The 23868-nt window shown below is 72.6% G+C and carries 22 protein-coding genes and 1 pseudogene; 6 read left to right on the forward strand and 17 right to left on the reverse strand.

Annotated elements, in window-relative coordinates:
* Positions 1 to 40 precede the first annotated feature (40 nt).
* The 5 genes from FNH09_RS21240 to FNH09_RS21260 form a co-directional block, all read right to left on the reverse strand.
* Positions 41 to 475, reverse strand: coding sequence for a glutaredoxin domain-containing protein (locus FNH09_RS21240; protein WP_152890331.1), 435 nt, complete (start codon positions 473 to 475; stop codon positions 41 to 43).
* A 99-nt stretch (positions 476 to 574) separates the two neighbouring features.
* Positions 575 to 895: a hypothetical protein gene (locus tag FNH09_RS21245; protein ID WP_152890333.1), complete on the reverse strand. Its 321-nt coding sequence runs from the start codon at positions 893 to 895 to the stop codon at positions 575 to 577.
* 256 nt (positions 896 to 1151) lie between these two features.
* On the reverse strand, positions 1152 to 2435 hold the full coding sequence (locus tag FNH09_RS21250; RefSeq protein ID WP_338017635.1) for an MFS transporter: 1284 nt from the start codon (positions 2433 to 2435) through the stop codon (positions 1152 to 1154).
* Positions 2436 to 2493: 58 nt separating this feature from the next.
* Positions 2494 to 2874 carry a hypothetical protein gene (locus FNH09_RS21255; protein WP_152890335.1) on the reverse strand — a complete coding sequence of 127 codons (381 nt, stop codon included), beginning with the start codon at positions 2872 to 2874 and terminating at the stop codon, positions 2494 to 2496.
* Positions 2875 to 2917: 43 nt separating this feature from the next.
* Positions 2918 to 3772 (reverse strand): helix-turn-helix domain-containing protein, encoded by an 855-nt coding sequence (locus tag FNH09_RS21260; protein WP_152890337.1) that lies wholly within the window; start codon positions 3770 to 3772, stop codon positions 2918 to 2920.
* A 96-nt stretch (positions 3773 to 3868) separates the two neighbouring features.
* On the opposite strand from FNH09_RS21260, the gene FNH09_RS46750 reads away from it, so the two are divergent.
* Entirely contained in the window at positions 3869 to 4042 is a 174-nt protein-coding gene (locus FNH09_RS46750) for a hypothetical protein (RefSeq protein WP_156110830.1), read from the forward strand.
* Here FNH09_RS46750 and FNH09_RS21265 read toward each other — a convergent pair.
* Together FNH09_RS21265 and FNH09_RS21270 are read right to left on the reverse strand one after the other, a co-directional pair.
* Positions 4038 to 4154: pseudogene (locus FNH09_RS21265) on the reverse strand (alcohol dehydrogenase catalytic domain-containing protein); the annotation flags it as partial. The gene FNH09_RS46750 and the pseudogene FNH09_RS21265 sit on opposite strands and share 5 nt — an antisense overlap.
* A 75-nt stretch (positions 4155 to 4229) precedes the next feature.
* Positions 4230 to 5459, reverse strand: a complete 1230-nt coding sequence (locus tag FNH09_RS21270) for an amidase (protein ID WP_152890339.1) — start codon at positions 5457 to 5459, stop codon at positions 4230 to 4232.
* Positions 5460 to 5876: 417 nt separating this feature from the next.
* Between FNH09_RS21270 and FNH09_RS21275 the strand changes: the two genes are divergently transcribed.
* Positions 5877 to 6290, forward strand: a complete 414-nt coding sequence (locus tag FNH09_RS21275; RefSeq protein WP_162468883.1) for an aggregation-promoting factor C-terminal-like domain-containing protein — start codon at positions 5877 to 5879, stop codon at positions 6288 to 6290.
* Between the two features lie 94 nt (positions 6291 to 6384).
* On the opposite strand, the gene FNH09_RS21280 is transcribed toward FNH09_RS21275, so the two are convergent.
* Complete coding sequence (locus FNH09_RS21280) at positions 6385 to 7989, reverse strand: glycerol-3-phosphate dehydrogenase/oxidase (protein ID WP_152890341.1); 1605 nt, start codon at positions 7987 to 7989, stop codon at positions 6385 to 6387.
* The gene (locus FNH09_RS21285) at positions 7986 to 8606 is read right to left on the reverse strand and encodes a TetR/AcrR family transcriptional regulator (RefSeq protein ID WP_152890343.1); all 621 of its coding nucleotides are present in this window, start codon (positions 8604 to 8606) and stop codon (positions 7986 to 7988) included. The genes FNH09_RS21280 and FNH09_RS21285 overlap by 4 nt, the downstream gene beginning before the upstream one ends.
* Positions 8607 to 8682: 76 nt before the next feature.
* On the opposite strand from FNH09_RS21285, the gene FNH09_RS21290 reads away from it, so the two are divergent.
* From FNH09_RS21290 to FNH09_RS21300, 3 genes are all read left to right on the forward strand, one after another.
* The gene (locus FNH09_RS21290; protein WP_152890345.1) at positions 8683 to 10275 is read left to right on the forward strand and encodes an FAD-binding oxidoreductase; all 1593 of its coding nucleotides are present in this window, start codon (positions 8683 to 8685) and stop codon (positions 10273 to 10275) included.
* 124 nt (positions 10276 to 10399) lie between these two features.
* Positions 10400 to 11281 carry a YegS/Rv2252/BmrU family lipid kinase gene (locus FNH09_RS21295; protein ID WP_152890347.1) on the forward strand — a complete coding sequence of 294 codons (882 nt, stop codon included), beginning with the start codon at positions 10400 to 10402 and terminating at the stop codon, positions 11279 to 11281.
* A 361-nt stretch (positions 11282 to 11642) separates the two neighbouring features.
* Entirely contained in the window at positions 11643 to 12275 is a 633-nt protein-coding gene (locus tag FNH09_RS21300; RefSeq protein WP_152890349.1) for a hypothetical protein, read from the forward strand.
* Positions 12276 to 12438: 163 nt separating this feature from the next.
* On the opposite strand, the gene FNH09_RS21305 is transcribed toward FNH09_RS21300, so the two are convergent.
* The 4 genes from FNH09_RS21305 to FNH09_RS21320 form a co-directional block, all read right to left on the reverse strand.
* Positions 12439 to 14028: an FAD-binding protein gene (locus FNH09_RS21305; RefSeq protein ID WP_162468884.1), complete on the reverse strand. Its 1590-nt coding sequence runs from the start codon at positions 14026 to 14028 to the stop codon at positions 12439 to 12441.
* A 224-nt stretch (positions 14029 to 14252) separates the two neighbouring features.
* The gene (locus FNH09_RS21310; protein WP_152890351.1) at positions 14253 to 15473 is read right to left on the reverse strand and encodes a cytochrome P450; all 1221 of its coding nucleotides are present in this window, start codon (positions 15471 to 15473) and stop codon (positions 14253 to 14255) included.
* Between the two features lie 13 nt (positions 15474 to 15486).
* Positions 15487 to 16878, reverse strand: a complete 1392-nt coding sequence (locus tag FNH09_RS21315) for an NAD(P)/FAD-dependent oxidoreductase (RefSeq protein ID WP_152890353.1) — start codon at positions 16876 to 16878, stop codon at positions 15487 to 15489.
* A complete protein-coding gene (locus FNH09_RS21320; protein ID WP_152890355.1) occupies positions 16875 to 17102 on the reverse strand; it encodes a ferredoxin in 228 nt (75 codons plus the stop codon). The genes FNH09_RS21315 and FNH09_RS21320 overlap by 4 nt, the downstream gene beginning before the upstream one ends.
* Before the next feature lie 357 nt (positions 17103 to 17459).
* Here FNH09_RS21320 and FNH09_RS21325 point away from each other — a divergent pair, with 357 nt between their 5' ends.
* A complete protein-coding gene (locus FNH09_RS21325) occupies positions 17460 to 18137 on the forward strand; it encodes a GAP family protein (protein WP_152890357.1) in 678 nt (225 codons plus the stop codon).
* Between the two features lie 84 nt (positions 18138 to 18221).
* Here the strand turns inward: FNH09_RS21325 and FNH09_RS21330 are convergent, their stop codons facing one another.
* From FNH09_RS21330 to FNH09_RS21345, 4 genes are read right to left on the reverse strand one after another with little or no spacing between them, the layout of a single operon-like run.
* Positions 18222 to 19424 carry a DUF2201 family putative metallopeptidase gene (locus tag FNH09_RS21330; protein WP_162468885.1) on the reverse strand — a complete coding sequence of 401 codons (1203 nt, stop codon included), beginning with the start codon at positions 19422 to 19424 and terminating at the stop codon, positions 18222 to 18224.
* Entirely contained in the window at positions 19421 to 20632 is a 1212-nt protein-coding gene (locus tag FNH09_RS21335) for a sigma 54-interacting transcriptional regulator (RefSeq protein WP_162468886.1), read from the reverse strand. The genes FNH09_RS21330 and FNH09_RS21335 overlap by 4 nt, the downstream gene beginning before the upstream one ends.
* Complete coding sequence (locus FNH09_RS21340; protein WP_238426916.1) at positions 20629 to 22629, reverse strand: ankyrin repeat domain-containing protein; 2001 nt, start codon at positions 22627 to 22629, stop codon at positions 20629 to 20631. Before FNH09_RS21340 ends, FNH09_RS21335 begins: the two co-directional genes overlap by 4 nt.
* On the reverse strand, positions 22626 to 23759 hold the full coding sequence (locus FNH09_RS21345) for a leucine-rich repeat domain-containing protein (protein ID WP_152890359.1): 1134 nt from the start codon (positions 23757 to 23759) through the stop codon (positions 22626 to 22628). Before FNH09_RS21345 ends, FNH09_RS21340 begins: the two co-directional genes overlap by 4 nt.
* Positions 23760 to 23868: the final 109 nt, after the last annotated feature.

The following is a 23868-nucleotide window of genomic DNA, read 5'->3' on the forward strand; positions in this document are numbered from 1 at the left end:
GAGCCCGGACGGCTCGGGTGGCGCGGTCCGTCGTTCCGGCTCACGCCGAGGGGATCTGCCCCCGAACCCACGCGGGATCGGGGTTGGTGTGCGCCCGGCCCGCCACGACGACGGTCGGCACGGTCTCGTTGCCGTCGTTGGCCGCCCGCACCGCCGCGGCCCCTTCCGGGTCACGCCAGATGTCGACCCAGTGCAGTCTGCGGGCGTCGCGCCCCAGTCGGAGCCGCAGTCGCAGGCAGTACGTGCAGCCCGGCCGCCAGTAGACGACCGGCCGGCCGTCGGCCGCACTGCGGCGTCGTGCCTCTAGCGCACCGACCGACCGCGGGAACACGAGAGGTGAGTTCATGGCTGCGAGCAGCGCGAACAGCAGCAGCACCACCACGGCGTCCCAGGGGCTCCCGCTCAGGAACAGGCCGGTCGCGAGAACCGCTCCGCAGAGCCCGAAGGGAATCGCCAAGTTCCAGGAGCGCGTCATGACGACGCAGGTTAGCGCGACGAGGACCAGGCCTGGGCCCCGGCCTGGTCCTGTCACATTGCCTGTCCTGCTACGCCTGCGGTCCGGTCAAGGCACCCCTCACATCGCCCGTCGCCCGTCCAGTTCCCGCCGGGCTTCGAGGGCTCGCGCCAGCACCTTCGCCCGGTAGGGGTTCGCGGTGTCGAGGGCCGTCGCCACCGCCACCGCCTCGTCCAGCAGCGCCAGCCGTTGCCGGGGCAGGTCCCGCACCGCCGCCGAGGCGCTGGCCTCCACCAGGACGTACGCCAGCTTCGACCCGTACACCTCCGGCTCGACCTGGGTCAACAGGCGGTAGATCGACAGCCCTTCGGTGCCACGCACCACCCGCCGGTTCGCGCTCAGCAGCCGCACCCTCGCCCGCATGACCATGTCCTGATCCATCGATCCCCCTTCGTTCCCGCACCCCCCGACCCCCACCCGTCGCACGACGGGACAGCACAGCGAACGCGCCGACAGCCGGGAACGGCTGCCGACACGAACGTCGAGGAGTGGATGACGACGAGTCTGCGGGCAGGCCGCCAGCCGCGACAAGTCCCGACCGACGTGCGCTCCGTCCTACCGCGAACGGCCTTCTACCAGGCATGATGGATCTGACACTCACTCCGGCAGGAACCGCGGCCGCGTCAGTACGGCGGTGTCACCCCGCGGCGGGTGCGGGGACGTCGCGCAGTCGGCGCAGCGGGGAGAAGAACACGAACCAGCCGGCCGCCCAGGAACCGACCAACGCCAGCGCCAGCGTGGGCCGCACGCCGATCTGCGTGCCGAGCACTCCGCCGAGGATCCCGCCGAGCGGCAGCGTGCCCCACACCACCCAGCGGACGGCCGCGTTCATCCGGCCCATCAGTTCGGGAGGTGTCACCGACTGCCGGTAGCTGAGCTGCGCGACGTTGTACACCATCCCGGCGAAGTACGCGACGCCCCAGCCCAGCGGGACCAGCAGCACGCCCCAGCCGCGCCAGGCCGCCGCCGCGACGACCTGCGGCGCGCTGAACACCAGCATCGACATCCAGATGATCCGCGCCGAACCGATCCTCCTGGCGAGCCGGCCGGCCAGGGCTCCCCCGACGATCCCGCCGACGGCCGTGCCCGCCGTGATCAGCCCGATCAGCGCGGGAGGTACGTGCAGCTCCCGGACGAGGAAGATCACCTCCAGTGCCGTGCTCATGCCGCCGAACAGGTTCGCGGTGCCCGTGCACGCCACGACCTTCCGCAGCACCTTGTGCCCGACGACGAAGCGCAGTCCCTCGGCGATCCGGCTGCGCAGCGTCTCCTCGGGCCGCCGCGCGGGCGGCGGTTCCTCGCGCGTCCTGATGCCGAGGAGCGAGGCGACGGACACCGCGTACGAGATCGCGTCGGCGGCCAGCGCCCCCGCCGCACCGAGCACCGCGACCAGTCCCCCGCCCACGCCGGGCCCCCCGAGCTGCGCGAACGCCTGGGTCGTCCCCAGTTTGCCGTTGGCCTCCATCCGGTACTCGGCGCTGACGAGCGAGGGCACATAGCTCTGGTACGAGACGTCGAAGAACACCGTGCACACGCCTGCCGCGGCGGCGACGAGGTAGAGCTGGGCCATCGTCAGGGTGCCGAAGGCCGCCGCCACCGGGACCGAGCCGATGATCAGCAGCCGCAGGACATCGCAGACGATCATGATGGATCGTTTGGAGCCGCGGTCCACGAGCGCGCCCGCGGGCAGCGCGATCAGCGCGAACGCCGCCGTGGTGGCGGCGGTCAGCAACCCGACCTCCAACGTGCTCGCGTTCAGCGCGACGACGGCTACCAGCGGCAACGCGAGCTGGGTGATCGCCGAACCCATCTCGCTGGCCGTCTGACCGCTCCACAACAGCATGAAGTCCCGCTGCCGCCACAGGCTCGGCCGCTCGAACCCCGGCCCGACGTCATGAAGTTCGTTCGCCACGTCTGTCACCGCGTCAGCCTAGAGCGTGCATGACAGCGCGGGGCAGACGGGAACGGTCGGCCGGGCCCTACTGCCGGACCGCCGGGTCCGTCCGGTGCCGCAGGAGCGCGGCGAGCACGATCCCGGCGAGGAAGAGGGCCGTCCCCACGGCCAGCCACGGCCACGGGTCGAACTCGTCCACGCAGGACTGGCCGGAGGCCGTCGCGGTGCACACGTTGCCCGGGCCCCCACGGTTGAGGAAGGCCACGTACAGCAGCGGTACGCCGAGACCGGAGACCAGACCCGGAAGCCCGGCCGACGAGCCGCGCCGCACGGCCAGGAGCGCGGCTGCCGCGACCGCGCCGGGCAGCAGATACGGGCCGATGGTCAGGGCGGTCAGCAGACCGAGCGAGCCCAGCGCGCCCACGACGAACCAGACGCAGAACCACGCCCGGACGGCGACTCTCATACGACCTCCCTGGCGCACGGTGGAGCTGCGGCGGACCGTCGGATCAGGATCTGGACAGATAGGCGGGGGCGGCCCACGCGATGTCGTCGACCGCGAGCCACGGCGCGGCCGCGACGGCCGTGGGTGTCACACCGGCGAACGCCATGACATCGCGGTGGAGGTGGGACTGGTCGGCATAGCCGATCTCCGCCGCCACCCGTGCCGCGCTGTGACCCGCGGCCAGCCGGTGGGCCGCGTGGTCGAAGCGGACCAACTGGGCGGCGCGCTTGGGGTTGAGCCCGACCTGGGACCGGAACCGGGACCACAGGCGCTTACGGCTCCAGCCGACCTCGGCGGCCAGCCGCTCGACCCGGACGCCTCCCAGGTTCGTCACCATCTTCCGCCATACGAAGGCGACTTCGGGCTCGATCGTCCGGCCTGTCTCGTACCGTCGGACGAGCGCCGCCGCCACGATCGCGAACCGGTCCTCCCAGGCGTGGGCGGCGTGCAGTCGTTCCCGCGTTCGCGTGCCCTCGCGGCCCCAGAGGTCGTCGAGGGTGACCATCGTGCCGTTCGACTCGGCGAAGGCGCCGCCCAGCACCGCGTGGGCGACCACCGGCGACAGTCGCACCTGGAGGCAGTCGATGTCACGGCCGCGGCCCCGGACACCGCCGGGCGCGAGTCCGAGGACGAAACTGCCGTTCTGCCGCCAGCCGCCGCCGTCGTCGACGGCGAGCAGTCCGTCGCCGAGGTCGACGGCGACCGTGACGGCCGGGTACGGAACGATGTCCAGGTCGACGGGGTCCGCGCTGCGACCCCGGAATCCGGCCATGCTGACGCCGGGCAGCGGGCCGGGCCCGGCCGGCGTGGCGATGTCCCACACCGCCGCGGCGTCAGGAACCGGCTCGGCGGATCGCATGACGCCAAGTTACGTGACATTCGTCCAATACGGGATGGCGCGGGCGCACCGACACCGACGGCTCCTGCAAGCACCGCGGACCAGAAGGGACCGCTCGTGACGCACTCGCCGATCGACCTGTTCACCCCGGCCGTCGAACTCGCCGCGGCCATACGCCGTAAGGAGGTGAGCCCGGTCGAGGTGGTCGACCGCTGTCTTGAGCGGATGGACGCGCTCAACCGCCGCGGCGGCCGGACCGACGGGCCCCGCCCCGGCGACGTACACCGTTGAACGGCACCGAGACGAGATCCCCGACCTGGACGAACTCGACGTCCGGGCCCCGCTCCACCACCTCGCCGGTGATCTCGTGGCCGAGGACCAGCCCGATGCCGACGGCCGTGCGCAGGGCAGGGTCTGCTGCCGACCGCGCGTTCTGGCCACCCTCCGTGCGGGTGCCGTCCCTGAAGAGGACGACCTCTCAGAGCGTCGGTTTCCACCCTACGTCGCACGTCCCTCCGTCCGTAGCGGCCGTAGCGGCCGTAGCGGCCGTAGCGGCCGACAGCGCACGCGCGGCACGGCAGGCCACGTCCAGGAGCCGGGCGTCGGCGCCATGGGGCGCGACCAGTTGCAGACCGACCGGTTCGCCGCGCACGGTGCGTCCGGCGGGCAGGCTGAGCGCGGGATGTCCCGTGATGTTGAAAGCCCAGGTCAAGGCCACGCTCATCCGGGCTCTGGGGCCGTCGTGGCCGTGCGGCGGGTGCGGTGTGGTGGGCGTGAGGAGAAGGTCGGCATGCGCGAAGCAGTCCCGCAGGCGTGCGGCGTTGACCGCGACGGCACGGTCCACCTCTGCGGGCGGCCGATCGCTTGCGCGCAGGGCCGTCCAGGCCGGGGCGGGGTCGACGAGCGTCGGCGGCCGGTCCGCCGACACCGAGAGAACGCCCTGCTCGGCAAGTGTCCGGGCGGCACGAAGAGCCACGGCGGCGACGGCGGCGTCCGTGTCGGCATACCCCAGGGTGGCCGACCAGACGGCAGTCGGTGGCGCCACCGATTCCGCCGGGACGGTCCGTACGGGGGCGACCGCGTCCAGATAGGCGGCGGCGTCCAGCGGACTGCGGGCCAGCACACCCGGCGAGTTCAGCCCCGCCCGATCGCGGGAGGGCAGCAGCCCGTTGGTGGGCTTGAAGCCGGTGACCCCGCACCACGCGGCGGGAATCCGTACGGAACCGGCGCCGTCCGAACCGCTGGCCATCGGTACGAGGCCGGCGGCGACGGCGGCCGCGGACCCGGCCGACGACCCGCCGGGCGACCAGGCCGGATCGAGCGGGTTGAGGGTGGGACCGCGGTCGGTGTGACCGTAGGTCTGCCAGCCCTGCCGACTGCGCGGTACCGAGGTGGCGCCGACCGGCACGCACCCGGCCGCGGTCAGGCGCGTGTTCTGGAAGGAGTCGGCGCCCTCCCCGGCCTTGACGCCGATCGGCACTCCCGCCAGCGGTAGTACGGTGCCACGAGCGAGCCGGGCGTCCAGCTCCGCGGCCCGGGCGAGGGCCGGCTCCGCCCAGATGTCGGTGAAGGCCCGTACGCCATCGTCGCGTTCCATGATCCGCGCCAACGCGGCCGCGACGACCTCGCGGGCCGCCAGGTCACCTCGGTTGACGTGCCGCGCGATGTCCGACGCGGACAGGAGTGCGTACTCGGCTGTGCTGATCAAGGCCCGTCCTCCGATCGATGCCCGAGGCCGGGCGACCTTCGAGACCGCGGTCACATCCATCGCACCCGCACCGTGAGCCCTCGTGCGCGCAGTGTCGCGGAACCGGTGAAGCACCCCACATGACCCACGTCACCCACTACCCGCGATAGTGGACGAAAAGCCACATGTTTAGACGCCCATCCATGCCCTGACCTGCGGATTGAGAGCCAGCTCACACGAACCGGCAAACGCCCCAATGCGGCCACAACTAGTAAAAGGGGTCATTGCGGACATCGGTCGGGGCTGGTTGTCTTGAGGACGTCGCCAGGCACCACGGCCCCCAGGGGTCACGGTGCCTCCGCATGCCAGGACCGACGAGCACCACACGGTCCCCCGGCGAGCGAGCGACCCCCTTGTCCCCGATGAAAGCGAGTCTCCGTGTCCTTCGCCGCCATCCGCCGCATCGCCAGCCCGAAGAAGGCCCTGTCCGTCGTCGCCGTGGCCGCCGCCACTGCCGGAATGGCCCTCGCCGCGGCCCCGGCCCAGGCCGCCACGACGTCCGCCTCCTCCGCCCAGGCGATCGCCCACCGGATGATCCCGGACACGGCCCAGTACAACGCCTTCAACCAGATCGTCACCCACGAGAGCGGCTGGAACCACACCGCCACCAACTCCTCGTCCGGCGCCTACGGCCTCGTCCAGGCCCTGCCCGGCTCGAAGATGGCCACCGCCGGTTCCGACTGGAAGACCAACCCCGCCACCCAGATCAAGTGGGGCCTGGACTACATGAACTCCCGCTACGGCAGCCCCGCCCAGGCCTGGGACTTCTGGCAGACCCACCACTGGTACTAAAACAACCAGTGCCGGGCGCACCCCGCCCACCGCAGGCATCACGCGACACCGACCGCTGCTTCACACGAAGCAGCGGCTTTGTCGTACCCGGAGGTCAGGCAGGCTGGGCGGCGGCCGCGTCCAGGGCCTCCCGGGCCGCCGTCACGGCCGCCGCCCGGTCCTGCGGCACGAGCCCGATGCGGGTACGCCGGTCCAGGAGGTCGGCCTCGTCCAGGGCGCCCTCGTGCAGGGCGGCCCACAGCAGGGCGCCCCGGGTGAGGGGGTTGCCAGGCACCACGGGTTCGTTCAGGCGGGGATCACGGGTGCCCAGGGCGTGCACGGCCGGTGCCTCGGTGCCGTAGCGGCGGACCAGGTGGCCGGGGGCCGTGAGCGCGCCGAGCCGGTGCGGGGCGGCGGCTCCGACCAGGGGCAGGGACGCGGTGGTCGAGTCACCGGCGCGCAGGCCGCGGGCCTCGACCGCCGCGTCGACGGCGTCCTGCGCCATGCGCCGGTAGGTGGTGAGTTTGCCGCCGACCACCGTGACCACCCCTTCGTCGGAGGTGAGGACGGCGTGCCGGCGCGAGATGTCGGAGGTGCGCGCGGGGTCCGTCGACCGGGTCGGCGCGGTGTCCAGCAGGGGACGCAGTCCCGCGAAGGCGCCGACGACGTCGTGGCGCCTGACCGGGGTGTCCAGGGCGGAGCCCAGCACGTCCAGCAGGAAGCCGATGTCGGACTCGGGCACCTCGGGCACGTCCGGTATGTCACCGTCGACGGGCTCGTCGGTCAGGCCCACGTACACACGGCCGTCGTCCTGCGGCAGCACGAGGACGAACCGGTTGGTCTCCCCCGGAATCGGGATGTGCAGGCCTGCGGGCAGCGGACCGAGCAGGTCGGCGCGCAGGACCAGATGGGTGCCGCGCGAGGGGCGGATACGGATGCCGTCGACCAGGCCGCCCGCCCATACGCCGGAGGCGTTGATGATCGCGCGGGCCCTGATCTCGCCCTGTTCTCCGGTGAGTTCGTCGCGGACGCGGGCGGTGCTCCCACCGAGTTCCAGGGCCCGGACCCTGGTGAGGATCTTCGCGCCGTGGGCGGCGGCGGTGCGGGCCAGCGCGGTGACCAGACGGGCGTCGTCGGTCACCCGGCCGTCCCAGGACAGCAGCCCGCCGCGCAGGCCGCCGGGGCGTACCGACGGTGTCAGGTGGCGGGCTTCGACGGCGGAGAGGCGGCGCGGCGCGGGCAGGGTGGCCCGGGAGGTGCGGGCCGCGAGCCGCAGGGCGTCCCCGGCCCGGAAGCCGGCCCAGGCCAAGGACGCCTGGCCGCGGGAGACCGAGGGCGTCAGGGGCAGGACGAAGGGCTGGGCGCGTACCAGGTGGGGTGCGGTGCGTTCCATGAGGACACCGCGTTCCACGGCGCTCTCGTGGGCGACGTCGAGTTGTCCCGAGGCGAGGTAGCGCAGTCCGCCGTGGATGAGTTTGGAACTCCAGCGCGAGGTGCCGAAGGCGAGGTCGTGGGCGTCGACGGCGACGACGCTGAGGCCGCGCGCCGCGGCGTCGAGTGCGACCCCGGCGCCGGTGGCGCCGAGCCCGACGACCAGGACGTCCACCACGTCGGCGTCGACGGCCTCGGCCAGTTCGCGGCGGCGGCGGACGGCGGAGAGCGACGATCCGGGGGCGGGAGCGGGGACGGACGGGCCGGACGGACTGCTGGTCGGGCTCATGGGGTCAGGGTCCTCTCCAGAAGGGTGCGCAGTTCGTCGAGGAAGGCGGACTCGGTGAGTTCGGGGTCGTCCTCGTCGGTCATGGTCCGCAGCGACAGGGTGAAGGACTGGACGACGAGCAGGACCGCGCGGGCCTGCCGGTCCGTGTGCGTGCGCCGCACCGACCCGTCGGCGTGACCTTCCGCCAGCGATTCGGCGAGCAGGCCCAGCAGGGCTTCCTGGCTGGCTCCCCGGCGGTCCAGGACGTAGGTCAGCAGGAGTTCGGGGTCGACGTCGACGATCTTGAGGAAGAGCGGGTGGGCCCGGAACGCCGCGACTCCGGCCACGAGCCCGTCCACGATCAGGCCGCGCATGTCCTGGCCGGGCCGACGCTGCGGCATGGCACGGCTCGCCACGTCGATCCACTCACGCGTCATGAGGTCGCCGACCAGTGACCGCACGTCGGGCCAGCGGCGGTAGAGGGTCATCCGCGAGACGCCGGCGCGTCGGGCGACGTCGGTGAGGGTGGTGCGCCGGACGCCGAACGCCAGCACACAGTCGCGTACGGCGTCGAGAACGGGATCGCTGTCCGAGCTGTCCGAGCTGCTGCCCGAGTGGTTGTGACGAATAGGCGTCATGTGTCACAGTGTAACGCCCCGTGCGGCCGTGCGGGAGACGGCGCGTCGCCAACCGACCGATGAGGACAGACCGTTCATGGACATGCTGTGGAGTGGCTGGGGCGACCCCGCCAAGGCGGCACCGCTGCCCGATCCGGTGACCGCGCTGCTGCGGGACCTGCTCGGCGTCAAGCCGCGGGACACCGGCACGCTCGCCCTGGAGGAGATCCCGCTCCCCGAGTCCCCGCTGGACACCGCCGCCCTGCGCGCGCTGGCGGCGGCCGTCGGCGGCGAGGCCCATGTGCGCACCGACGCGGAGAGCCGGATCAGGCACACGCGCGGCAAGTCCACGCCCGACCTGTTGAGGATCCGTGCCGGAGACGTCGTGGACGCCCCGGCAGCCGTGGTCCTGCCCGCCACCCACGCCGAGGTCCTCGCGGTGCTGCGGGTCTGCGGCGAACACTCCCTCGCGGTCGTCCCGTTCGGCGGCGGTACGTCCGTCGTCGGCGGCCTCGCCCCCGAGCGCCGTGTCTTCGTCGCCCTGGACCTGCGCCGTATGGACGCCCTGCTCGACGTCGACCCGATCTCACGGACCGCCACTCTCCAGCCCGGCCTGCGCGCCCCCGACGCGGAGGCGCTCCTGGCCGGGCACGGGTTCACCCTCGGCCACTTCCCGCAGTCCTACGAGTGGGCGACGATCGGCGGATTCGCGGCCGCCCGTTCCAGCGGACAGGCCTCCGCCGGTTACGGCCGCTTCGACGAGATGGTCCTCGGCCTCACCGTCGCGACCCCCGAGGGCACCCTGGAAGTGGGACGCGCGCCGCGCTCGGCGGCCGGCCCCGATCTGCGGCAGCTGATCCTCGGCTCCGAGGGAGCCTTCGGGGTCATCACCGCCGTCACGGTCCGCGTCAGGCCCCAGCCGCAGAAACGTATCTACGAGGGGTGGCGCTTCGCCTCCTTCGAGCAGGGCGCCGCCGCCCTGCGCCGGCTCGCCCAGGACGGCCCGCGCCCGACGGTCCTGCGACTGTCCGACGAGACGGAGACGTTCGTCGGCCTCGCCCAGCCCGACGCCATCGGCTCGGCCGACCTGTCGGCGAACGCCGGTTGCACGGCGATCGCCGGGTACGAGGGGACCCAGGAGGAGACGGAGCGCCGCCGGGAGCAGGCCGCCGCCGTGCTGCGCGCCGCCGGTGGCACCCTCCTCGGAGCGGAGCCCGGCGAACGCTGGGCACACGGCCGTTACGCGGCACCGTACCTGCGGGACTCCCTGCTCGACGCCGGCGCGTTCGCCGAGACCCTGGAGACGGCGGCCTTCTGGTCGCGGATCCCCGAGCTCTACGCGGCCGTACGCACCGCGCTCACCGAGACCCTCACCGCGGCCGGGACCCCGCCGCTCGTGATGTGCCACATCTCGCACGTGTACGAGAACGGCGCCTCGCTGTACTTCACCGTGGTCGGCGCCCAGGGCGAGGACGCCGTCGCGCACTGGGCACCGGCCAAGGCGGCGGCCTGCGAGGCCGTCCTGAACGCGGGCGGTACGATCAGCCACCACCACGGCGTGGGTACCGATCACCGTGACTGGTACGTGCGGGAGGCCGGGCCGCTGGGTGTCGAGGCACTGCGCGCCGTCAAGCGGCGACTGGACCCCGACGGCCTGCTCAACCCCGGGGTGCTGCTGCCCAAGGACTGACTCCCCCGCACCGGCCGCCGTACGGCGGCCGGTCCGTCGTCGGACTCCGGCCCCGCGCCGGGGCCTGCACCTCCCCAGGCTCCATCCCCGCTCCGTCCCACCGTCACCGCCCGGAGGCACACCGATGCGACAGTTCACCGCCGTCGTCAATCCCACTGCGGGCGACTCGGCCGGAGCGGCGGCGCTGCTCCAGGTCGCCCGTCTGCTGCGGGAGGCCGGAGCGGGACTGGACACCGAGTACAGCCACAGCCTCGCCCACGCCCGGGAGCTGGCCCGCCGGGCCGCGGAACAGGGTCGGGTCGTACTCGCCGTCGGCGGCGACGGCATGGCCGGAGGCATAGGCGGCGCGCTCAGCGGTACGGACGCCGTGCTGGGCCTGATACCCGCGGGCCGCGGCAACGACTTCGCCCGTGCTCTCCAGCTGCCCACCGACGCGGCCGGCCTGGCCCGGGTCCTGCTCGACGGCGAGCCGCGGCGCGTGGACACCATCGAGGTCGAGTCGGCGGTACACCCCCGCACCGTGGTGCTGGGCAGTGTCTATGCGGGCGTCGACGCGCTCGCCAACCGCCATGCCAACCGGGCGCGCGTCCTGCGTGGGGCCGCCTCGTACTATGCCGGCGGGCTGCGCGCCGTCGCCGGCTGGCGCCCGGCCTCGTACCGGGTCACCGTCGACGGCCGGGAGCACCCGCACCGCGGCTACACCGTCGTGGCCGCCAACTCCGCCTACTACGGCTCCGGGCGCATCGTCGCCCCGTCCGCCCGGGTGGACGACGGCCTGCTGGACGTCGTCATGATCCGGGAGGCCCCCCGGCGCCTGTTCTTCACGCTCATGAACGAACTCAAGACCGGCGCCCATGTCGAGCGGCCCGAGGTCGTCGTCCTGCAAGGCAGGGAGATCCGCATCGAGGCGGACCGGCCGGTGCCCTACGGCGCCGACGGCGAGGTCGACGCCACCCTGCCCGTGACCGTCCGGGTACGACCGCGCGACCTGTCCATCCTGTTCTGAGCGCCGGGGCGGCCTAGGGGGACCGCCCACCGGCGGGGCACGACCGTGCAGGGCCGTGCGACCAGCGGATTTAGGCGCGAAGGGGTCCCCGGCTAACACGGCTCGCCTCGCCGCATTCGCAGCGACACGCTGGCGTCGGGGGATGAGCGGACGTCAGAAGATCCATCAGACGGACTAATCGTATGTCAATCTGCCTTATTTGATGGCGATATGACATCGCATCAGGCTCCCAAATAAGGCCAGAAATGCCTCATTTGGCGCTCTTATGCCTGTCTTTCGAAATGACCGATATGACCGCCGTGGGTAAGTTCATTCACAAGCCGGCTGACGGGCCGGCAGCCCTGAAACAGGAGATTGTGAAATGAAGCTTCGTTCCACGGCGGTCACCGCCGCCGTTTCCGCAGCAGCGGCTCTGGCCGCGACCGGCATCACCTACGCCTCCGCCGCTTCCGCCCCGGCGCCCCAGCAGGCGCCGGCCGTCGCCGCCCCCGCCGCCGCTCCCGCCGCTCCTGCCGCCGCTCCCGACGGTGGCAGCGGCGGCGGGAACGGCAACAACAACAACGGCAAGGGCAACGAGGGCAAGGGCAACGAGGGTCGCGGCGGCGGCGGTGGCCACCGCTACTACGAGGGCCGCATCGAGGTCAACGAGCGGTCCTACTCGGCCCACGCCGGCGACTGCATCACCGTCGTCAGCGGCCTGGGGGCGCGCAGCCTGAACATCCGCAACGACACCCGTCGGACCGTCGAGGTCTTCCGGGGTGCGGTGTGCGACAACGGCGCTCCCATCGCCACTGTCGGCCCGCGCAGCTCGGCCAACGGCGTGCGGCCGGGTCACACCGAGGGCGTCGGCGTCGAGCACGGCGTCGTGGCCAGCTTCCGGGTGGTCCGGGGCTACGACGGCTACGACGGCGGTGGCTTCGGCGGCGGCTACGGCGGCGGCGGCGGCTTCGGCGGCGGCGGCGACCGCGGCGGCGACGACGGCGGCGACTGGTAGAACGCGACCAGTCGCACACTGAGGAGCCCCGGCCCGCTGGAATCGGGCCGGGGTCCCAGTTCCCGCCCCTCCCCGACGGTCACGCCCCGTGTGCACCACGCACGCCCGACGCCGAGCGTGCGAGGTGCATGCGGGACGTGGCCGTCCGCTTTTCCCTTTTCCCTCAGGTGCCGATCCCTTGCGGATAGCTGAAGAAGCCGGTCGGGTCGTACTTCCGCTTCACCCTGACCAGCCGGTCGTAGTTCGCGCCGTAGTAGGCCCGCCGCCAGTCCTTCAGCGTCGGGTCCGGGAAGTTCTGATACGACTGCTTGGGCGGCGTGCCAGCGAAGATGCTCTGGTAGAACTCACGCAGCCAGTGCAGGTTCGCGGCCTCGACACGGGGCGGATCGTAATCCGTCCAGGAGGTCTCGGCAGCGAAGATGAACACGGCGTTGCGGTGCACGAACGCGGTCGCGTCCGGTGGCACCTGGTTGATCTCGCCGCCGAGGGCGAACATCGCGAAGCCGGCCCCGTCCTCGTTGCTGCTGCCCGGCCAGTCCAGCAGCTGCTCGGCCGCGGCACCGACCTGCCGTTCGCTCAGGAGCGTGCGGGAAGTGAGAACGGCCGACTTGGTGGCGAACTGTTCCACCGGCGTGGTGGCGCTCAGCAGCACGCTCGCCTGACCGGGAGTGACCTCGCGCACGGACGCCCGGTTGCGGGCGCGCTCCTCGGCCGTGCCGATGGCGAGCAGCGGAGCCAGAATCTCACGCAACTCGTCGAGCGGGCCGTAGTACTGACCGATGGCGTTGACATTGGCGTTGGCGCGGATCTGGTCCCTGGCACGCCCGTGCGTCCCGATGCCGACACGCAGGTGGAAGCGCTTGTCGTCCAGGCCGTCCAGGGCGATCCGCTGCGCGGCGGCGAGCACCGGCAGCACGGAGTCCAGGCTCCAGCGCAACTGGTAGAACCCCACGTCGCCCTGGAACTGCTCGTACTGGAACGTAAAGGACGTGTTGACGCCGAAGTTGTTGCCGGCGCCGCCGCGGCAGCCCCAGAACAGGTCGGAATGCGAGTCCCGGCCGGCCTCCACGACACGTCCGTCGGCGAGGACCACGGTCGTCGAGACCAGGCGGTCGCAGGTCAGACCGAACATCTTGTCGCTGAAGCCGATACCGCCGCCGAGCACGAGTCCGGCCACCCCCACCGTGGGACAGCGGCCGGTCGGCACGAAGATCCCCTGGTCCTCCAGCAGCGGGTGCAGATCGCCGTTGGTGACGCCGGCTCCCACGGTGACCGTGCCCGCGCCATGGGTGACCTTCATCGAGCCGTAGGTCCGGGAGCGGGCGCCGGATCGCGGGGTGACGCGGATCGTCTTCATCCGGGCCATGTTGAGCAACAGGCCCGTCGTGGTGGAGTACCCGGCGTAGTTGTGGCCCAGCCCGGAGCGGGGCACGGCGGGCAGCCCGACCGACCGGGCCCAGCGGACCGACGTACGGGCGTCCTCGGTGGAACCGCAGGCGACGATTCCGGCGGGGTGCGTCCCGGCGAAGCGGTGGTTGAACGGCAGCGCGAGCGGCGGGTAGTGGGAATCGTTCGGCCGGTAGAGGGTGGAGCGCGACGACAGCGCGTCGGCCAGCCGCTTCCATTCCCGGGGGCCGACCCCCTCCAGGAATCCGGCAGGTGACGCGGCGGCGGGTGACGCCTGCGCCCCCACCAACCCCGCTCCCAGAGCACCCAGCGTGCCTGCCCGCACCACTTCCCGCCTGTCGATCACAGTGACTGCCCCTCAAGAGAAACGCCCCGAAGACGCGATCGCCTCCGTGTGCAGTCAACCGATCGCCGGCCCGCACAGGCGTCCAACATGCTCCGCTCACCGGCCCGCGACACCAAAGAGTGCCCGGTATACCGCCGAATGGGCCCGGACCGGTCGCCGACACGAGAAGCCCGGCCGGGGATTCCCGGCCGGGCTTCTCGCGGAGCCCTCCCCCGCCCGCTTCCTCAGTTCTTGTTCTGCTCGATGTGCAGATGGATCGGGCCGCGGAGAACGGGACTGGGGCGGTACGGCGGCGGGTCGGTGACCAGCGTGGGCTCCTCCAGCCGCTGTACCAGTGCGGTCAGCGCGATCTGTGTCTCCAGCCGGGCCAGGGGGCCGCCGAAGCAGAGGTGGATGCCGCTGCCGAAGCCCAGGTGCTCGTTGTCCCGCCGGTCGGGGTCGAAAACGTCGGGATCGTGGAAGCGGTTCGGATCGCGGCTGCCCGAGGCCAGCATCAGCATGATCTTCGAACCCTTGGGGATGACGGTGTCGGCCACGGTGATGTCGGTGTACGCCGCCCGCCACGGAATGATGTGCACGGGGGGTTCGTAGCGCAGCAGTTCCTCGACCAGCGGGACGACCAAGCCCGGTTCGGAGCGCAGTCGTTGCAGCATCTGCGGCTGCCGCAGCAGGGTCAGCATGCCGTTGGTGATGAGGTTGACGGTGGTCTCGTGGCCGGCGATCAGCAGCAGGTTGGCGGTGGCGAGGATCTCCTCGTCGGTCATCCGCCCGTCCGGCCCGTCGTCGTTGGCCAGTCGGCTCAGCAGGTCCTCGCCCGGTTTGCCATGGCGTTGCTCCAGCAGCCCGGCGAGGTACTGGCGCAGGTCCTCACGGGCCTGCACACCGTTCTCCAGCTTCTCCTTCGGATCGGTCTCGGGGTTGTAGTCGATCGAGTTCACGATCGCGTCCACCCAGAGGTGGAACCTCGGTTCGTCCTCGCGCGGCACGCCCAGCAGGTGGCAGATCACGGTGACGGGGAACGGGTAGGCGAAGTCGTCGACGATGTCGATCTGTTCCTTGCCCGCGAAGCCGTCGATCAGACCGTTGACGACGGCGGTCAGATCGTCTTCCATGCCCGTCACCAGCCCCGGGGTGTGCGGGGGGCCGAAATGACGCATGGCCATGCGCCGCAGGCGGTCGTGCTCGGGAGGGTCGAGGTTGATGAAGGACGGCGTGGTCCGTCCCTGGACCGCCTCCATGGGCCGCGACAGGTTGCGCACGTCGGAGCTCAGATGCGGGTTGTGCAGCAGTTCCGCGATCTCGCGATAGGTGCTGACGACGTAACTGCCGTCCGCCTGCCGGGCCACCGGCGTCTCGCGCAGCTCCGCGTACAGCGGGTACGGGTCGGCCCGGGAGGAGTAGTCGAGGATCCGGAGCAGTGTGTCGGGCTTCTCGGTCGTGGTCATCTCGCGCTCCCTCCTACCGGTTCTGCTGCGCGGCCGTGACGCGTCGCTCGCTCGGGTCGTGACCGGTGACGACCACGGTGGCGCCCTGGGCGAGCAGGACGGGGCCGGGGAAGTCGACGGGCACCGGCTTCATGTCGACGGGCTGGTCGGGCGTGGGGCTCGGCGGCGGGAAGGGCGCGGCCGTCTCGATCAACTGCCGGTAGTGGTCGAGCCACTTGGCGTTGTTGAAGCTCACCGCCGCGGTGACGCGGCCCCGGTAGCCGTACGCGGCGACGAACCGGCGGTCGGCCACCGACCCCTGGGTGACGACCACTTCGTCGGCGAAGGTCGGCACGCCGACGGACTTGATGTTGACCCCGAACTGGATCGACCAGAACGCCGGGATGGACAGGTGGGGCCAGCGGTCCGCCTGGCCGCTGACCATGTTGTGCGCCGCGACCTCGGCCTGTTCCACGGCGTTGGCCCAGTGCTCCAGCGAGATCAGCCGGTACTCGTAGATCGGGTTCGGGCAGCGGGCCACGTCTCCGGCGACGAAGACGTCGTCGGTGATCAGTCCGTCGAGGGTGAGGGCGCGGCAGCCGGTGTCGCAGGCGATGCCCCACGGGCCGGCCGCCAGTCCCGACTCCCGCAGCCACTCGGTGTTGCGGATGCCGCCGAGTGCCACCACCGCCACATCGGCGTCGACGGTGCTGCCGTCGTCGAAGTGGGCACGGCGCAGCCGCCCCTGGTCGTCCCCCTCCAGCCGGGTGACCTTGACACCGCAGCGCAGGTCGACACCGTGGGCGCGCTGGAGGTCGGCCGCGACGTCACCGATCATGGCGCCGAGCGCCCCGACCAGCGGAGCGGGCGCGAGTTCGGCGACGGTCACCGCGATGTCCCGCTCGCGGCAGATGGAGGCGATCTCGGAGCCGGTGAATCCCGCGCCGATGACCAGGACGCGGGAGGGTCCGGCGGCCAGGGCCTGTTGCAGACCCTCGGCATGCTCGCGCGTGCGCAGGACGAACACCCCGTCCAGGGCTGCCTCGCTCTCGACGAACCAGGGCCTGGCCCGCACGCCGGTGGAGATCAGCACCCGGTCGAAGGGAACCTCCCGTCCGTCGGCGAGACGCACATGGTTGGTGGCCAGGTCCAGCCCGCTCGCGGGCACGCCCAGCAGCCACTCCGCGTTGACGTCACGGCGTCTTGGCAGCGTGGTGTCCCCGGCCGGCACCCAACCGGTCAGCACCTGCTTGGACAGAGGAGGCCGGTCGTAGGGCTCGCACGTCTCGTCACCGATCATGGTCAGCGAACCGGTGAAGCCCTCGGCACGAAGCGCCTCCGCGGCCCGCAGGCCCGCCAGGGAGGCGCCGACGATGACGATGCGGCCGTCGCGTTTGAACGCGCGCAGGTTGTCGGCACTGGTCATGACTGCGCCGCCTCCGCCGGTACGTCCCGGTCCTCCAGCTGGTCGACCAGAATCGCCTGGACCGGGCAGGCCGCCGCGGCGCGCAGCACCTGCTCGCGCCGGGCGTCGTCCGGGCTCGGGTGGTACATCAGCGCTTCCTCGCCATGCATCCGGAACACCTCCGGAGCCAGGAACGCGCACTGCGCGTACCCCTGGCATCGGGAGAGATCTACGACAACTCGCATGCCGACCTCCACGGGGACTGCCAGCTGCGGACCCTGAAGCCGGCGTGTCACCACGGCACGCGCAGCAGCGGACGGGTTTCGAGCGAGGACATTCGGCCGACACCCACCGGGCATCGCGCACCGGGCGACGCGCAAGGGCACGTACCGCGCTCGTCGGGTCTCCGCAGAAGGAGATGATTGTCGCGGGCAGAAGGGCCGGCGACTGCGAAACCGCACAGAGAACCGGACCCTCTGTTCAAGAGCCTATGCCTCCCCCACATGCCCCGCACCCGGGGCCCGAGGGCGGCCGTGGGCGTCGTTCACCCGCACGCCGCGCCCGTGCGGCAAGCACCGTGCGCCGTCGTCGATTCTTTGCTCATGGGTCACGTACTGGGTGATGTTCTGGGCTTCGCGGCCGGTGTCGCCGTCAGTCCGCTTCCGATCATCGCCATCATCATCGTGCTGGCGACGCCCCGGGGACGCCTGAACGGAGTGGTGTTCGCCGCCGGCTGGGTGCTGGGCCTGTCGGGCCTGGGCACGGTGATGCTGCTCGTCGGAGGTCAGGAGAGCGCCACCTCCCACGGGCAGCCGGCCACCTGGGTGGGCGCGCTCAAGCTCGCCCTGGGCGTGCTGCTGGCGCTGCTCGGGCTGAAGCTCTGGCGGCACCGCCCGGCCGATGCCACGCAGGCGCAGTTGCCCAAGTGGATGGCCACCATCGACCGCTTCACACCGGTGAAGGTCTTTCTCCTCGCCCTGCTGCTGTCGGCCGGAAATCTCAAGAACGCCCCGCTGACCATCGCCGCGGCGGCGACCATCAGCTCGTCGGGACTGCCGGTCGGACAGCAGATCGGCGCACTGGCGGTCTTCGTCGTCGTCGCCTCCGTCGGGCTGCTCGCCCCGCTCGCGGTCTTCCTGGTCATGGGTGAGCGGGCGAGGAAGACGCTGGGCAACTGGAAGGAATGGGCGACACGCCACAACACGGCCATCATGGCCGTACTGCTCTTCGTGTTCGGACTGAAACTGCTGGGCGACGGGATCGACGTCCTGAGCTCGTGATCGCGTCGGGCCCGACCGCCGGGCGCGCGCCGTCGGCCGTCCCGAACGGCCGGACCCGGCGATCCGGGCCGCGCCGCCGACCGGTCAGCCGGGAATGCGTACCGTCTCCACCCAGCCCGGTGGCTGCGATGCGCTGGAGCCGATCAGGGCTGCGACGACCCGGCAGGACGGGGAACGGTCGGGCCAGGGGGTCATCCCGTCGGTGAGGACCACGACGATGTTCGGGCGGTCCGGCGTGGCGAGCGCCGCCTCGATCCCGACGCGCATGTCCGTGCCGCCACCGCCGCCCAGGGTGATCTGCTCGGTGGCCGTCACCCGGGACACGGCCTGCACATCGGCGTCGCACGCGAGCACGGTCACGCGGTTGCCCCGTACCCCCACCTCGCGCAGGACGCCCGTCACCTCCGCGAGGGCGGCGGCCAGTTCGGCGTCGCCCATCGAGCCGGAGGTGTCGATGACCACGGCCACCCGCGGCAGCGGGCGGCGCAGGCTCGGCAGGGCGACGCCGCGCAGCGCCGGGGTACGGCGCGAGGGGCGGCGATAGGTGTAGTCGACGGCTCCGCCCGCCCACGCGGCGGCCTCCCGGACCGCGCCCGACAGCGCCTGCCGCCAGTCGACCGTGGGTTCCAGGATCGCCTCGGCCCAGCGCTGCCAGCCGCCGGGCAGGGTGCCGCGACCGCGCAGATGGGCGCGCATCGCCTCCGCGGACTGCCGCCGCAGCGCCTGCGCCTCGACCTCGCCGATCCGGGCGGGCCCGGCGGTCCCCGGCAGCTCCCAGGACCCGGGCACGCCGTGCGCGCCGGATCCACAGTCGGGCGTACGGACCTGCGGTGGCAGCAGGTCGAGGTACGCCTCGAACAGCCCGCCCTCGGGAAGTCCGAACAGCCGGGGTTCCATGCGCCCCTCGGGCAGCCGCAGGCCGTCGGCGAGCAGGTCGTCGTTGATCTCGCAGTCCTGGGCGACGTTGACGCGGTGCCGGTCGCCCTGGACCGCGGCGGGCAGCCGGTCCGCCCGGCCGTGGTGGTCGCGCAGCAGATGCGCCACCTCGTGCACCCACACGCCCGCCAGCTCGGGCACCGCCGTCGCCTCGACGAAGGAGGGGGACACATAGCAGCGCCAGTGCCGGTCCACCCCCATCGTGGGGACCTCCGTGCTCGGCACGACGGTCAGGGAGTACAGCGCGGCCGCCAGATACGGCCGGTCGCTCGCCGCCCGGTAGCGGGCGGCGAGCAGCTTCGTCGTGTCCAGGGCACCACGGGGGTCTCCCCCGGTCCCCGTGCGCCTCACCGGCCGCCGCCGGGCAGCGCCCCCGACATCTGGAGCAGGTCCAGGAACCCGTCGATGCCGGCCGGTACGGGCCAGTCGAGGTGCCGCATCGCGGCGAGATCGGTGGCGGCCCGCGCCGCCACGTCCGGTACGCCCGCGTCCACGGCCTTGGCCAGCACCGTCCAGCCGGCCTCCCAGCGGGGCCGGGTCAGGTCGCTCTGGATGGCGGCGACCACGGCGATGAGGAACGCCAGTTGCCGGTCGCCTCGGTCGGGCAGGGCGAAGGCGTCCGGGTCGGCGAGGACCCGGTCGGGGTCGGGCAGATCGAGGTGTTCCAGGTAGGACAGCAGCTCCAGGCCCGCGCCGTCGCCGACGGCGCCGGTGAGCGCGGCGGCCAGCGCCTCGCGGCCCGCCCCGGCCGCGTATCCGGTGGCGAGCAGCTTGAGGGCCATCTCCCAGGTCCGGGGGGACGGCCAGGACCGGCCCCGGCTCTCGGCGTCGCCGGGGATGTGGTGGACCAGGCCGGGGCGGGCCGTGAGGAAGCCGGAGATCGCGCCGCGGGCCCGGGCGACCGCGCCGGGCACCTTGGCGGCGCCGACGACGGGCACGGTCACCTCCGGCCAGGTGCCGGCCAGGCCGCGGGCGACCGTCCGCGGGTCGTGGGTCCATTGCAGGTGGACGAACCGGTTGGCGAGCGGCGGGCTGAGGTGCCAGCCGTCCGCCGCGCTGGATGGCGGGTTGGCGGCGGCGACGATACGCACCGCCTCCGGCAGGGCCAGACTGCCGACGCGTCGTTCGAGCACGACCCGCAGCAGCGCCGCCTGCACGGCCGGGGGCGCGGAGGACAGTTCGTCGAAGAAGAGCAGTCCCTGTCCGGCCCGGGCGAGACGGACCGCCCAGTCCGGCGGGGCCATCGGCACTCCGGTGACGGCCGGGTCGTCACCGACGATGGGCAGGCCGGCGAAGTCGGAGGGTTCGTGCACGCTGGCGATGACCGTCTCCAGCGGCAGGCCGAGCCCGGCGGCGAGCTGGTCCAGGGCGGCCGACTTGCCGATGCCGGGCTCGCCCCACAGCAGCACGGGCTGATTGGCCGTCACGGCCAGTGCGAGGGCCTCCAGTTGCGGGTTCGCGGCGGGCTCGGTCCGTACCGCGCGCAGCCTGCGGTTGAGGTCGTCCGCTGCGGCCAGCGGGCCGGACGGCGCGGTGGCGGGGGCGCTGTCGGTGCTCACAGGGGCGGCTCTTTCTCGTGGTCGGGCTCGTCCGGGCCGAACCGCGCTTCGTCGTCGTCGGGTTCGACGAGATCGGCCGGGTCCTCCGTGAAGTACCCCTCCTCACCGTCGGCTTCGACGGGGTCGGCCGGGTCCGGCGCGAAATACGGCTCCGCGTCGTCGGGGTCGACGGGGTCGGCCGGTTCCTCCATGAAGTACCCGTCCTCGTCGACGGGTTCGTCGGGGTCGTCGGGGTCCTGCGCGTAGTACTCCTCCTGCTCGTCCATGTATTCGTCCCACCACTCGGCGCCGACGTCCGGGTGTTCCCGCTCCACCCGCTCCCGCAGGAAGGCCAGGTCGCGCCGCTTGTACCGGCGGACGGCCTGGGCCAGCGACCGATCCGAGTCGTCGGTCACGTCCAGCCGCGCCCCGGCGGCGACGAACGCCTCCACCAGTGTCTTCGTGCCGAGGTCGTTGACCGCCACGAACAGCGGGGTGCGCTCCCGCTGGTCGCGGGCTTCGAGGTCGAGCCCTTCCGCCAACAGCCTTGGCAGCAGGGTCTCGTGGTCGAGAAGGTTCAGTACGTGGAGCAGGTTGCGGCCGTTGGCGTCGCGGACCCGGGGGTCCACACCCGCGTCCAGCAGGGCCAGCACACCGGGGGTGTCACCGTGCTGCGCGCGCAGGAACAGTTCGCTGCGCTGCGCCCGAAGTGCCTTCGGCAGACGGCCCGTTCCGGAGGTCCAGGTCTGCTCCACGGCGAAGCATCCGGCGACGGCACCGCCGAAGGCGCGCAGGGCGCGTTCGCGCTGCTGTTCCTCGTCGCTGTGCGGCATGCGCAGCAGGCTTCCGGGCCGGAAGCCCACCTCGTGCCATTCCCCGCGGCATCTGACCCGGACGGGTGCGGGCGCCGTCGGCCCCGGCGGGCCGACCCGGCCTTCGGGGACCTGGACGGCGGGGAACAGGGCCCGGCGGACGAGCGGATGCAGATGCTCCGGTACGACGCCGCCCGCCCGCATCAGGTCGAGGTCGGGGAGTCTGCGCCACAGGGCCTCGGCGAGGAGGGGCACGTCCTTGAACCCGTCCCGGTCGACGATGCGCGCCAGCAGTCCGCCGGCGTCCAGCGGCTCCAGCAGGATGTAGATCTTCCAGTGCGGGGCGAGGAGGAAGCGGCCACCGCCGCCGGCGGCCTGCCGGCGGCGGACCTCCGGTTCCAGGACGGTGTGGTTGAGCGCCATCCCGGCCAGGAGCGACTCGGGGTCGGTCCGGAGCCAGCCCGCCCCGGGCGGGGGTGTCGGGTCCAACTCGAGGCCCGCCGCAGCGAACGCGGCCTGGAAATCGCCCTGTTGGTGCAGCAGCGTGGCCCACTCGGAACGCGCGGCCGGGTCCGCGTCGCCGGGATCGGCGGTCGGGAGTTCGTCCCGACCGCGCGGGGTGGCGTCGGCGTGGAAGAACGGTGGCCGGTCCGCGCCGCCGCCGCAGCGTTCGCGCAGCTCGTCGGTGTGCCGGGCGTCCCACAGGTGTCGTGCGTGGCGCCAGTCCTGCGTGGAGCGCACGAAGACGCCCGCGGTCTCCTCGCCCTTGAGGGTCCCGAACCGCAGGGCGATCCGCTGCGGGCCGTCGATCATCGCCGGGGTGGTGATGTGCAGGTACGGCGCCGCCAGGCGGCCCTCGCCAGGTGTGCTCGGGTGGTAGCGCGCCAGGACGACCGTCGTGTCGGTGAGGAGTGTGGTCCGCCCGCCGCCCCCGCGCGGCAGGTGCCAGCGCAGCAGGTCCGGGACGAAGTGGCGCAGGTCCTCCGCCAGGGCGGCGGCGATGTCGTCGCCCCACCGACCGGCGACCTCGGCCAGGTCGAGGGCGACGTCGACGTTCGCGGCCGCGCAGGCGCCTTGCCAGTCACCGGCCAGGCGGCGTTCGGTCGCGCGCTCGATCATCCACCCGGGCACCGCGTACCGGCGGATCCGGCGCAGGCCCGCCGCCTGGTCCGCGGGAAAGCAACGCAGTTCACCACGTGCGCTCAACGGTAGACGCTCCCTATCGCGCGCAGGTCGGGATGCGTCCCGGTGCCGGGCCGCAGCCGCAGGGTGAAGGACCGCTTCACCTTGCGGGGCAGGCCGGGCCCCAACCCGACGTACTCCAGGGGCGAGTCGTCGGGCACGGCGGCCAGCAGAGTCTTCGCGCCCCGTCCGGTCAGGCCGGTGTGGCACAGCTCCAGCCGGCGCAGCGGGCTGCCGGGCAGGGCGGCGGCCAGCGCGTGGGCACCTTCGTCGCCGGTGGTGTTGGCGGGGGCGCCGAGGCTGCGTTCCGACGGCGGCCGGCCCAGGTCGAGCGTCTCGATCCCGTCGAGTCGGTCGGCGAGGGCCCGCGCACCTGCGGGACCGATCCCGTTGCCGCCGAGGCCCAGGCGCAGGGGGCGTGCGGGGTCGGCCGCGGCGGCGAGGATCGTGGCGCCCTCGTCTCCGAGGTGGTTGGCGGGGAGGTACATCTCGCGCACGCCCGCTTCCCGGATCAGGTCCGCCAACAGCGGGGCGGCGTCCGCGGTCAGGCCGTTGCCGCCGAGGAAGAGGCGTTCCACCGGGCGGGGCCGGTGGGTGAGGACGTCGAGCAGGGCTCGCAGACCGTCGGTGGTCACACCGGTGTTGACCAGGTCGAGCGTGCGCAGCGTGGTGTTGCGGCGCAGCATCGCGGCGAGCGTGCGGGCGCCGTCGTCGCCCACCGGGTTGCGCTTGAGCCACAGGGCGCGCACGGTGCCGTCCGCGCTCAGCGCGTCGGCGAGCGCGGTGACCCCGGCGGGTCCGATGCGGTTGCAGCCGAGGTAGAGCGTGCGCAGACCGTGGCCGTCGGCCAGCGCGTCGGCGACCGTACGGGCTCCGTCGTCGCCGATGGCGTTGGTGCCGAGCAGGATGTGCGTGGCGTGGGCGGAGGCGGCGGCGACGGGCATCAGCCGGGCGGCGCCGGCCGCTCCGAGTCCCTGCTTGCACAGGTCGATCCGGCCGTCCGCGCGCACGGTGCCGAGCGGGAAGGTCTCGTCGGCCTCGACGGGCCGGGCGGACCGCAGCCGGTCCAGCAGGGGTTGCAGCGCGGCGGGGTCGCTGATCGCGATGTCCGGGTGCTCGATCGCCGGGCAGCGTACGGGTGTCGGCTGCGTCATCACCACTCCACCGGTCCATCGCCGGTGCCTGGCCCGCCGAGGGCGGCATCGCCCTCCGCCCGCCCAGGACGAACCGACGCCAATCGACTTTCCTCCACGACAAGGGCGA

Origin of the sequence: Streptomyces adustus, assembly GCF_009377175.1 — a bacterium.
GTDB classification, from domain to species: Bacteria; Actinomycetota; Actinomycetes; order Streptomycetales; family Streptomycetaceae; genus Streptomyces; species Streptomyces adustus.